Annotated in this window: 1 pseudogene; it reads left to right on the top strand. The window is 59.2% G+C overall.

From position 1 onward, the window contains the following. A pseudogene (locus AAEZ08_RS22990) lies at positions 1 to 267 on the top strand (restriction endonuclease); the annotation flags it as partial.

Raw genomic sequence — 267 nt, 5'->3', positions numbered from 1 at the left:
GGGTTACATCAATCACCAACATGAAATCATCAGCCAATGGGGTCAGCAGGCACCCACCTACGACCCCGGCTACGCTGATCGGGGCGAGTTTGCAGCCGGTAACCAGCACCAACTGGAGCGAGCAAAAGAGCTGGGGGCAGAACACCTGCCCGCGCAGGTCATATCCATCAGCCAACTGAAAAACGGCACCTATCAAATCCGCTTGGATAACGGCCAGGCCCTGGACAGCCGCCAAGTAGTGCTGGGTATGGGCGCCGGCCCACACAC

The organism is Pseudomonas sp. E45-MNA-CIBAN-0222 (assembly GCF_040310405.1).
Lineage (GTDB): Bacteria > Pseudomonadota > Gammaproteobacteria > Pseudomonadales > Pseudomonadaceae > Stutzerimonas > Stutzerimonas stutzeri_AC.
This window is presented reverse-complemented; position numbering and strand designations above follow the sequence as displayed.